9 protein-coding genes are annotated in these 8,026 nt (G+C 73.2%); 4 read left to right on the top strand and 5 right to left on the bottom strand.

All coding sequences use genetic code 11. The annotated features are described in order from the left end of the window. Positions 1–1,757 (bottom strand): ATP-binding protein (locus ACIBQ8_RS51070; RefSeq protein ID WP_397195906.1); only part of this gene is annotated, 1,757 nt, incomplete at its 3' end. A 159-nt stretch (positions 1,758–1,916) separates the two neighbouring features. Here ACIBQ8_RS51070 and ACIBQ8_RS51075 point away from each other — a divergent pair. Continuing rightward, the gene (locus ACIBQ8_RS51075; protein ID WP_397179844.1) at positions 1,917–2,444 is read left to right on the top strand and encodes a ricin-type beta-trefoil lectin domain protein; all 528 of its coding nucleotides are present in this window, start codon (positions 1,917–1,919) and stop codon (positions 2,442–2,444) included. A 24-nt stretch (positions 2,445–2,468) separates the two neighbouring features. Further along, the gene (locus tag ACIBQ8_RS51080) at positions 2,469–3,767 is read left to right on the top strand and encodes a hypothetical protein (RefSeq protein ID WP_397195907.1); all 1,299 of its coding nucleotides are present in this window, start codon (positions 2,469–2,471) and stop codon (positions 3,765–3,767) included. Positions 3,768–3,997: 230 nt separating this feature from the next. On the opposite strand, the gene ACIBQ8_RS51085 is transcribed toward ACIBQ8_RS51080, so the two are convergent. The 3 genes from ACIBQ8_RS51085 to ACIBQ8_RS51095 form a co-directional block, all read right to left on the bottom strand. Then, positions 3,998–4,666, bottom strand: a complete 669-nt coding sequence (locus ACIBQ8_RS51085) for a TetR/AcrR family transcriptional regulator (RefSeq protein ID WP_397195908.1) — start codon at positions 4,664–4,666, stop codon at positions 3,998–4,000. Between the two features lie 84 nt (positions 4,667–4,750). Then, positions 4,751–5,065, bottom strand: coding sequence for a carboxylesterase family protein (locus tag ACIBQ8_RS51090; protein ID WP_397195909.1), 315 nt, complete (start codon positions 5,063–5,065; stop codon positions 4,751–4,753). 27 nt (positions 5,066–5,092) lie between these two features. Beyond that, positions 5,093–5,665 (bottom strand): TIGR03086 family metal-binding protein, encoded by a 573-nt coding sequence (locus ACIBQ8_RS51095; RefSeq protein WP_397195910.1) that lies wholly within the window; start codon positions 5,663–5,665, stop codon positions 5,093–5,095. A gap of 116 nt (positions 5,666–5,781) precedes the next feature. Between ACIBQ8_RS51095 and ACIBQ8_RS51100 the strand changes: the two genes are divergently transcribed. Further along, positions 5,782–6,378 carry a TetR/AcrR family transcriptional regulator gene (locus tag ACIBQ8_RS51100; RefSeq protein ID WP_397195911.1) on the top strand — a complete coding sequence of 199 codons (597 nt, stop codon included), beginning with the start codon at positions 5,782–5,784 and terminating at the stop codon, positions 6,376–6,378. A 421-nt stretch (positions 6,379–6,799) separates the two neighbouring features. Continuing rightward, a complete protein-coding gene (locus ACIBQ8_RS51105) occupies positions 6,800–7,333 on the top strand; it encodes a DUF2165 family protein (protein ID WP_397179839.1) in 534 nt (177 codons plus the stop codon). Positions 7,334–7,518: 185 nt separating this feature from the next. Here ACIBQ8_RS51105 and ACIBQ8_RS51110 read toward each other — a convergent pair. Continuing rightward, positions 7,519–8,026 (bottom strand): proprotein convertase P-domain-containing protein (locus tag ACIBQ8_RS51110; protein WP_397195912.1); only part of this gene is annotated, 508 nt, incomplete at its 5' end.

Consider the following 8,026-nt stretch of genomic DNA (forward strand, 5'->3'; position numbering starts at 1 on the left):
GGGGGGGGGGCGGCGGGGGGGGGGGGGGGGGGGGGGGGGGGGGGCTGGCGCGGGGCGGGGGGGGGGGGGGGCGGGGCGCCCGGGCGGCCCCCGCGGGTCTCGGGGAGGTCGGCCAGCTTCCAGGCGGCCAGGCTGAGCCGCATGGCCAGGGACGGTTCCGACAGGGGCAGGGTCTCGGCCGTCCCGGCGATGTCGCGGGCGTGCAGCTCCCGCTTCTGCCGGCCGTTCACCAGGCTTCGCTGCCAGATGAGGGACGTCGCGACCAGCAGGCACACCGCCAGGACGGCCAGGACCGCGGTGCGCCGCCTGCCCTTCCTGCGCTCGCCGTGGCTGGCGGCCAGGAAGGCGCGTTCGGCCGGGGTGAGGGTCCGGGCCGTGAGGTGTTCGCGGGCCAGGTCAAGGCGCAGCCCCCGGTAGAGGGCGCCGGGGTCGCGGCCGTGCTCCTCCCACGTGTAGGCCGCCTCGGTGAGCCGCCGGTGCACCCTCAGGCGTTCGCGGTCCTCCTCGGCCCAGGCGCGCAGCCGGGGCCAGGCGGTCAGCAGGGCCTCGTGGGCCAGGTTGACCGTCTCGCCGTCCTGGGTGACGAGGCGGGCGGCGGTCAGGCGTTCGAGCAGGAGCGGGCCCGGGTCGCCGGGGTCGCCGGTCAGCAGCTCCGAGCGCCGTACCGGGCGGCGGGTGGGCTGCGCGCCCGCCTCGCCGGGCATGACCAGCCGCAGCAGCAGGTCGCGCAGCCGGTCCTGCTGGGCCGGGGTCAGGCCGGCGTGAAGCTTCTCGGAGGTGCGGGCGACCGCGCCCGCGATGCCGCCCGCGGCCTCGTACGCCTCCAGCGTCAGCGCCTTGCCGTGGTGGCGTTTCCAGGTCTCCAGCAGGGCGTGCGACATCAGCGGCAGGCCGCCGGGCTGCCCGGTGACCTCCTCCAGGATCCGGGCCGTCAGCTCGCGCTGCACGATCAGGCCGGCGGTGGCCGCGGGCTTGACGATCGCCTGGCGCAGCTCGGCCGGGCTCATCGGGCCCACCAGGACGGTGGCGTCCTCGACGGCCTCGATCAGCCGGGGATGGTCGGCGCACCGTCCGAAGAAGTCCGCGCGTACGGAGAGCACGACCCCGCCCTCGGCGGCCACCAGCGCGTCGATGAACGCCCCGCGCTCGGCGGGGTCCTCGCACAGCGTGAACACCTCCTCGAACTGGTCGACCACGACCAGCTCCCCCTCGGCGGCGGCCGGCAGGGCCGTCAGGGCCGGATGGACGCCCGGCGTGACGACGCGCGCCGCGCGCGGCCGCAGCGCCGGCACCAGCCCGGCGCGCAGCAGCGAGGACTTGCCGCAGCCGGACGGGCCGACCACCATCACCATCCGGTGCGCCTTCACCATGCCGGCCAGCCGCTCCACCAGCGCGGACCGGCCGAAGAAGTAGGCCCGGTCGGCCTCCTCGAACCCGGCCAGCCCCCGGTACGGCGCCCGCTCGCACGCGGCGGCCACGGACGCCCGCTCCCGGTCGGCGGCCAGGGTCTCCTCCCAGCGGACCCGCCATTCCCGCTCGTCGCCGCCGCAGGCGCGGACGTAGGCCAACGTGACCGGCAGGGTCGGCAGCCTCTCCCCGGCGGCGGCCTGGGCCAGCGTGGAGGCGGCGAAGCGGGCCCGCGCGGCCATCACCCGGTAGGACGGGGTGCCCGCCTGCTCCCGTAACTTGCGCAGCTCGACCGCGAAAGCGGCGACCGGGCCGTCCATCGGATCCACGACCTGTTCACGTCGTCCCATGCGCTCCCCCTAGGTCCCATGAGAACCACAAACCAGCGCAAAATACGACTTCACCCCGATTCGATCAAGTTTGTCCATGGCGCGAAACGGGCTTCCGGACAATGATCGCCCCGCTGAGACTGGGGACCTGCCACGCCGCCGAGAAGCCGAGGACATCCCATGCGCCTGCTCGTCGCCCTGACCCTGTCGCTGCTCACGCCGGCCCCCGCCGGACCCGCCGTTCCGGCGGCGGGCGGCACCGGCGTCGTCAGGTTCGTCAACGCGGGCACCGGCGACTGCCTGGACGCCAACAACGGCGAGGACGTCCGCTCCCTGGCCTGCAACCGGGAGGCGGGCAAGCCCGAGGACGGGTGGCAGCTCTGGCACGTCGAGGACATCTCCCGGGCCACAGGGGTGCCCGGGACGTTCATGATCCGGAGCGACCACGAGAGGTACGACCGCCGATGCCTGACCGCACGGGGGCCCAGGAAGCAGGACGCGATCCTGGCCCCCTGCGCGCCGGGCGACAGCGGGCAATGGTGGACGTTCGACGGCGCCAGGATCCTGGCCCACCGGTACGGCAAGGCCGCCCTCTACGACGAGGCGGGCACCCTGCACGTCCGCGTCGCCCGCCACGCCCGGCCCGGCGTGAACGCCCGGTGGTGCCGGCGGGCCTGGCCCACCCAGAAGGCGTCCTGCGACGCCTGACGATCACAGCGAGAAGAGGATCCGTTGGGACAATTGTTGATCGCGCTGGCGATGACGGCCGCCGTCATGAGCGCCGCGCCGGCGGCCGCCAGCACCGCGGCCCCCGCGTCCGCGGGGGCCGCCGCGGCGGTCCAGGTGGTGGCGCCGCTCAAGCGTCTGACCGGCGACGCGCTCACCGGGCTGTCGCTCACGGTCGGGGCCGAGCCGTACACCCAGCCCATGGAGGACGCGTTCAGCCTGACCACCCTGGACCAGGTGCTCAGCGGCGACGATCGGACCCAGCTCCCGACGCCCGCCGGTGACCCGGCCTGCGCCTCGCGCATGCAGTCCTTCGGTCCGGCGACGGGCGGCGTCGGCAGGTCGTTCTGCTGGGACGCCAAGCTGCAGGGCCTGACGGGCGAGACCGCCTGGGTGCCGCAGGGCCTGGCCACCTCCGGTGAGGCGAGGAACGACGCCGCTCCGGTGCCCACCTCGAAGGACGCGCTGATCACGAGCTGGTCCTGGCAGAACCCGCCCACCCACTCGCTGGCCAACTCGGTGCGGCTGTCGGTGGTGAACCTGAACGACATGCGTCACCGGACCGTCCTGCCGGTCTGGGTCCGTCCGGACGGGACCCTGAGCCGGATCTACGGGCACGGCGGCGGCCTGGCCTGGAGCGGCCCCTACCTGTTCATGGCCACCACCCCCGGCTGGCCCGACGGCACCGGCGCCCCGAGCGCCAAGCGCAGCGCCATCCGCGTGTTCGACACCCGCCGGATCTACCGCCATCAGACCAAGCTCGACGACTACCAGTACGTCATGCCGGAGGTGGCCAACTTCGTCAGCCCCGACCTGCACTTCGACTACATCTCGCTGGACCGGACGAGCGCCGGCCGGCAGGCCCTCGTGGTGGGCGACTACCGGGCCACCTGGCTGAACGGCCAGCCCCAGCCGCTGAACGGCACCCGGATCGCGCGCTACGCCTTCCGCTCGGCCGAGACCGGCGACCACCGGCTCGACCTGACCCCGACGGCGGCCTGGGAGTCCACCACGCCCACGACGGCGGAGACCCACGCCATCAGCGACGTCCAGGGCGTCCAGCTCCACGACGGCCGGCTCTACGTCAACATGAGCGCCGGCAAGTTCGTCAACGTCCCGTACTCCAGGCGCTTCGCGTCGGTGGACCTGGCCTCCATGACGATGACGGCCCGTACGGACTGGGGCTACCGGCCGGAGGACCTGTCGCTGTGGTACTCGGGCGCCGGGGGCGAGCTGTGGGGGCTGACCGAAGGCGAGGACCAGCGGGTCGTCTACTCCGTCGCCCTCGGCAACCTCGCGCCCTGAGCCCCGCGCCCTTCCGGGCGGCCCCGTCCGGAGCGATCCTCCGGACGGGCCCGCCTCGGCGGCCTCCGCCGGGCCGTGCGGCTCACCTCTCGGCGATGAACCCGACGATCTGCTGTTCTCGGCCCCGTCGATCATCACGCTGCCGATGATCGCGGTCTGCGTGGTGTTCAGCCGCCAGGTGGTGAGCGGCATCACGGCGGGCGGCCTCAAGTGGCCCGGCGGGTTCGGCGTCAGGGGCCCTCGCCGGTGATGCGCAACGCGAAGTCCGCGTAGGTGTCCGCGTAGGTGTCCGCGACCTCGTGCGGTTCGTACGGCAGGGCGGAGTCGTACCAGTTCGCCACGCGCATCCCCATCCCGCTGATCGCGGTCACCGCGAGGAAGGCGTCGGGCACGGCGAAGACGCCCGCGGCGATGCCCTCGTCGATGATGTCGATGATCAGTTGCCGGCCGGCCGCGCGCAGCACGAGCGCGGGGCCGGCCAGCTCGGGAGACAGGGCGTGCAGCTCGTTGTCGGCCACGACGGCCAGCATGGGGAGCTCCGCGTGCGCCAGGACGTGCGCGCGCACCACCCGGCGCAGGCGCGAGGCGGGATCGGCCGGGCCCGCCGCGGCCGCCTCGGTCAGCCGCCGGTGGCGCTCCTCGTGACCGATGCGCACCAGCTCAGCCAGGACGTTCTCCTTGGTCGGGTAATGGGAGTAGAGCGTCGCCGAGCGGATCTCGCAGGCCACCGCGAGGTCGCGGATGGAGGTGCCGTAGAAGCCCCGCTCGGCGAAGAGCTGCAGCGCCTGGCGCAGGATCCGGCCGGAGGTGCCCTGGAGCAGGACGTGCTCGGGCAGCCGGATGTCGCAGGCGGCGATCCGGCGCTGGGTCGCCAGAGCGGCCGATCGGTCGTCAGTCACGCGCCCATTCTGCCGCGACGCCGCTCCGGCCGGTCTCCTCGCACGTCGGGGCGCGGGCGCGGCCCCGGCCGGAGGGCGTCTCGGTCACTGCGGCACGAGCGCGTTGCGGCGCACGTCCGCGGCGAACGCCTCGGCCGTGGCCGACGCCTTGAGCCGGGCCGCCATCAGCCGCACCGTCCGCGCGGCCTCGGCCCGCGGCACGGTGTGCGGCACGGTGTGCGGCGGGCCGCTCTGCATGACGGCCCGGCGGAACAGGCCTGTGGCGCGCGGGCTGGTGAGCAGCGCGCCGATGCTGACGGCGCCCGCCGACTCGCCGAAGACGGTGACGTTGCCGGGGTCGCCGCCGAAGGCCGCGATGTTGTCGCGCACCCATTCCAGCGCGGCGATCTGGTCGAGCATCGGTCGGCAACCGAGGGGTCCGCCGGGTCACCCGAGCGCGGAGAGGTCGCGGCCGAGGAAGGCCAGCAGCCGCCGGTGGGCGGGAGCGTCCCCGGCCTGGTGGACCTCGGGGCCGAACATCCCGGGGAGGCGGAAGGCGTCGAAGTCCATGCCGCGCATGGCGGCGAGCAGATCGTCGCAGCTCTGCCCGTCGACGAGCCGCTCCTGGCCGGTGGCGATCGCCAGGTCGGCGCCGTGCGCCAGGACCTCGGTGAGATGGACCAGTGCGGCCATCGGCCCGGGGACGGCGCCGAATCCCAGCCGTACGGTCCCTTCCAGGGCGCCCGGACGGCGCCAGGCCGCGCGGTCGAGGCGGGCGGCCTCGGCGAAGGCGGCCGGCGGGTCGGCGCCCAGCCAGTCGTCCTCGTGCTCGCCTCCCGGGTCGGCGCCGGTGAGCTGGGCGGCGAAGATCCGCATGCCGCCGACCAGGTGGTTGAGTTCGGCGCGCACGTCCCATCCCGGGCAGGGCGTGGGGGCGGCGAGGTGGTCGCCGGTGATGCCCGTGACGATGGCCGCGGTCATGCCGATGGCCCGGTCGATCCGGTCGATCAGGTTGTTCATCCGATTGCTCGTTCCGTCCGCTGTCCGAGACGGAACGGGACCGTCTCGGTATGGCCTGCACAGTAGCTTTCACCGACCCGAGACGCAACCGTTCCGTCTCGGGTAGGCTGGGCGGCATGAGCCGACCGTCAGCAGTCCGCCCGCCGGGCGGCCCCGTCCTGCAGGACGCCGTCACCGAGGCGATCCGCGCCGCCTTCTTCGAAGAACTCGCCGAAGCCGGCTACGGGCGGCTGTCACTGGAGGCCGTGGCCCGGCGCGCCGGCTCGGGCAAGGCCGCCATCTACCGACGCTGGAAATCCAAGGAGGCCATGACCATCGACCTGGTCACCCAGGTCGCGACCACCGCCGCCGACACCCCCGACACCGGAACGCTGCGGGGAGACGTCCTGGCCTTCCTGACCGCGACCGACGCGGCCCTGCGGCATCCGCTGGCATCCCGTATCGTGCCCGATCTGCTCGCGGCGGGCGCCCACCACCCCAACATCGCCGCGTCCCTGCGCGACAAGGTCGCCGGAACCCGCCGCGAGAAGGTGGCCGGCATCCTGCGGCGGGCCATGGAACGCGGGGAGCTTCCCCCCGGCACCGACCTCGAACTCGGCCTCGACCTGCTGGCGGGCCCCCTCTACTGGAGCACCACCGTCCGCCGGGCCCCCCTCGACCCGGCTCGCCTGGCCCGGCTCGCCGACAAGGTGGTGGCCGCCCTCGCGGCATGACGCGCACTCGGCCGCAGGTTTCGTGGCCGCGCCGCTGCCGGGCGGGACGGACGTCCGGGCCGCGACGATTCAGAAGGCCGAGGCGGTGCATCGCGCTGATGTCGGAGTTCCAGCGGCGCTCGCCGCGGGTGTGGAGCGACGACATCGGCGGCCGGTGAGCCGCGTCCCGGGCCCGTCGCGCGCCGCTGGCCCGCGGATCTGCGCCCTTGATGCGTGGTTTGCAGAGTCGGCTACTATTAGTCACGTTGTTCCACCTCAGGCTGAGGGGCCCGCGACGTCACCACCAGTGACGGAGCCAGTGGAGCGGCCCGGCGAGTTCCTCCACGCCGGGCGAGCGGGCCCCGTGGATCTTTCCCCTTGCAGGACACCTCCTCTGGGCTCGTGTGCTCATTCGATTTCAGAGATGTCAAAGGAAAGAACCTTGGCCCGCTTCGACACCATCGTCGCGCTTCGCCTGGCGAAGGCGCTGCTCACCTTCACCGTCGGCGGCTTCGCGCTGCTCGTCGTGTTCGGCAACCTCACCGACTACGGCACGAACTTCGAGTTCGTCCGGCACGTGCTGGCCATGGACGCGCAGAAGCCCGAACTCGCCGCGGTCAGCCAGATCAACTACCGCGCCATCTCGTGGACGTGGGCGCACCACGTCGCCTACGTCGGCGTCATCCTCACCGAGGCGGTCATCATGGTGACCTGTCTGGTGTCGGCCTGGCAGCAGGTCAGGGCCGTCGGCCGCGACGACGCCGCCTTCCAGCGGTCCAAGCGGTGGGGCGTCGTCGGCTGCACGGTCGCCCTGCTGCTGTGGTTCTTCGGCTTCCAGGCCATCGGCGGCGAGTGGTTCGGCATGTGGATGAACGGCACCTGGAACGGCATCCCCGACGCGGTGCGGCTGTGCACCTACATCGGGATCGTGCTGGTCTTCCTCAGCCTCCGCAACGACACCCGCGAGACCGCCTGACCCGACCGCCTGACCCGACCGCCTGACCCGACCGCCTGACCCGACCGCCTGACCCGACCGCCGGCCCGGAGCCCGGCGCGCGCCCGCGCCGAAGACGTGCCGAAGACGTGCCGAAGACGTGCCGAAGACGTGGGGAAGCCCCGGCCGGAGGACCGGCCGGGGCTCCTTACCTGTGATGGGGACGCTCAGAGCGTGATGCTCCAGGTGTCCAGGAAGCCGGTGTCACCGGCGTAGACGTCCCTGATGTCGAGCGTCCAGGTGCCGGCGGCCTGCTGGGTGACCGGGACCGAGAAGGTCCTGGTGCCGTACTGCGTGCAGCTGGTGCCGCCGTAGGCGTCTACCAGGTAGTAGGTGCCGTTCGGGCCGCGGAGCCGGATGTTCAGGTCCTCGGCGCAGGTGTGGCTGATCGTGATCGACAGCTTGACCGGGGAGACCGCGGTGCCCGTCGCGTTGGACGTGATCGAGCTCTGGGTGGTGGAGTAGTCCCTGATCTGGTAGTCGGTGTTGTTGGTGAACGTCCGGCCGGGGCCGCCGGTGCCCACCGTGAGGGTGAAGGTCGCGGTGTGCGTGGTCGAGCCGGTGCCCGTGATGGTGATCGGGTAGGTGCCCTGGGCCGTGGAGGCGCCGACGGACAGGGTCAGCGTGGAGGAGTTGCCGGAGGTCACCGAGGCCGGGTTGAAGCTGGCGGTGGTG

It is taken from the genome of Nonomuraea sp. NPDC049646 (assembly GCF_044465525.1).
Classification (GTDB): domain Bacteria; phylum Actinomycetota; class Actinomycetes; order Streptosporangiales; family Streptosporangiaceae; genus Nonomuraea.